The following is a 1,918-nucleotide window of genomic DNA, read 5'->3' as shown; positions in this document are numbered from 1 at the left end:
GACCTCGCGCAAGTCGAACGGCAGCTCAACCACAGGCCCCGCCGCGTCCTCGGAGACCACACCCCTGCCGAGGCCATGAGACGCTGGTCAAGAGACTCGCCTGCCGCTGATTCGCAACGATCAGTGGAAACCGCCCGCGGTCCAGGGGCCGGTTGGACCATTCGGCCATACCCTCCATCACCTTGTCGGTGATCGTGGTGATCGTTGCCTTGGACACCTCGGCGCCGTAGACCTCGGCCAGGTGCGCGGAGATCTCCCCGTGGGTGAGCCCCTTCGCGGACAGCGAGAGCACCATCTCGTCCACGCCGGACAGGCGACGCTGACGCTTCTTGACGATCTGCGGCTCGAACGTACCCGCCACGTCGCGGGGCACCTTCACCTCGACCGGTCCGACATCGGTCAGGACGGTCTTGGCACGGGTTCCGTTCCTGCTGTTGCCACTGTTGCGGCCCTCGGCATTATGCTTGTCGTAGCCAAGGTGATCGGTGATCTCGCCCTCCAAGGCGGACTCCAGCACCCGTTTCGTCAGCTGCTGCAGCAACCCGCCCTCACCGGTCAGCTGCAGGCCCTCGCTCCGGGCCCGGTCGACCAGAGCATCCCGATCAACTGGTCGTCCGACACCGCCTCCGCAGCCGGAGCGACGGCCGGCTCCTCCACGGCCTCGGTCGCAACGATGGTCTCGCTCATCTGGCGTCTCCTTGATCATCGGATCCGCCGTTGATTGAACACTCCCGGCCGAGCTTCCGCGGCGCCCGACGGGTCGCCTCCGATGGGACGTGCGTGTACACCTCCATGGTCACTGCGATCTTGCCTTGGCGGAGGATCTGCAGGGCGACCCGCGGGTGTACGTCGAGAGGTGCCGGCAACTCGTCGTGAACACAGAATCGGACTCCGTCCACAGTTCACCGGCCAGTTGCTTGACCCGTGTTCTGCCTTCCTGTGTTGCAGGCCGGCGACGCAGATCTGCGGCAGCGGAAGTGCGGCCGTCGACGCCTCGGTCTTGGTCTCGTCATGGACCAAGCGCCGGTTGATGCGCTGTAGCTGCATCTGCACCGACACCCGCCGACCGCTTCGGTCATGTGCTCGGATGAGGTCGCGGCAGCCTCACCACCAGGAGGTGGGATAAGCCTCTCGTCGCAAACGGGAGGAGACCATCTGCACCAGGACGAGCAGCACCGCGCCGGCGGCCAGCAGGGGCACGAAGCGGCTGGCAGGCGGGTCGGTGAGCACGATCATGACTGCGGTCGCCATGGCCGGCGGATGGTTCGCTCTGAGCACAAGTTTGAGTCCGCCGGCGATACCGCAGGCCACGGCAGCGGCCCACGGGCCGTGCCAGCCGAGTGCGAGAATCGCGAAGCAGACGAGGCAGGACAGCATGTGCCCGCCGATGACACGGCGGGGCTGTGCGAGAGGCGAGTCAGGAGTCGTGGTGATGATCGCCGTTGTGGCCGCGAGCGGCGGTATCAACACCGTCTGGTGCACGAGCACCCCCACGGCCACCAGGACGACCAGTCCGACTGAAGTGGTGACAACTGCCGACCCGACTGCGCGCCAGTGAGGCCGCGTCTCGGCGGGTTTCCACCCGCTGCCCGGGGGCTGCTTCGTCGGACACTCCGGGACGTCTTCGGCTTCCGGTCTCTCAGATTGAACATGCGTCACTGGCAGACTCCTCGGACCCCTGCTTCCGGCCCGACGGCGGCTCGTCATCCGGCAAGAGGGGGGTACTCACCACAACCTGGCGCCCCGAACGCCTGACTGTCCAAGTCCGTTTTTAAATTGCTCGATCGACGTCGCCAATCAAAGGTTCTGCCGCCATGCAACCTCCCTCCCTGTCAGTCTGTGGTGAGACACCGGGTATGCCGGGTTATCCTTCCTGGGCGAGACAGGAGTCCACCCCCGTATGACCAGCACGAACAGT

General features: G+C 65.8%; 2 protein-coding genes and 1 pseudogene. All 3 read right to left on the bottom strand.

What is annotated here, in order from left to right; genetic code table 11:
- Positions 1 to 139: 139 nt before the first annotated feature.
- Positions 140 to 597 (bottom strand): annotated as a pseudogene (locus AB0N14_RS39965) (transposase); the annotation flags it as partial.
- Positions 556 to 687 (bottom strand): hypothetical protein, encoded by a 132-nt coding sequence (locus tag AB0N14_RS39960; protein WP_366030585.1) that lies wholly within the window; start codon positions 685 to 687, stop codon positions 556 to 558. The gene AB0N14_RS39960 and the pseudogene AB0N14_RS39965, both read right to left, overlap by 42 nt.
- A gap of 417 nt (positions 688 to 1,104) precedes the next feature.
- Positions 1,105 to 1,494 carry an HPP family protein gene (locus AB0N14_RS39955; RefSeq protein ID WP_366030584.1) on the bottom strand — a complete coding sequence of 130 codons (390 nt, stop codon included), beginning with the start codon at positions 1,492 to 1,494 and terminating at the stop codon, positions 1,105 to 1,107.
- Positions 1,495 to 1,918 lie beyond the last annotated feature (424 nt).

It is taken from the genome of Streptomyces sp. NPDC051104 (genome assembly GCF_040682835.1).
Lineage (GTDB): Bacteria > Actinomycetota > Actinomycetes > Streptomycetales > Streptomycetaceae > Streptomyces > Streptomyces cynarae.
This window is presented reverse-complemented; position numbering and strand designations above follow the sequence as displayed.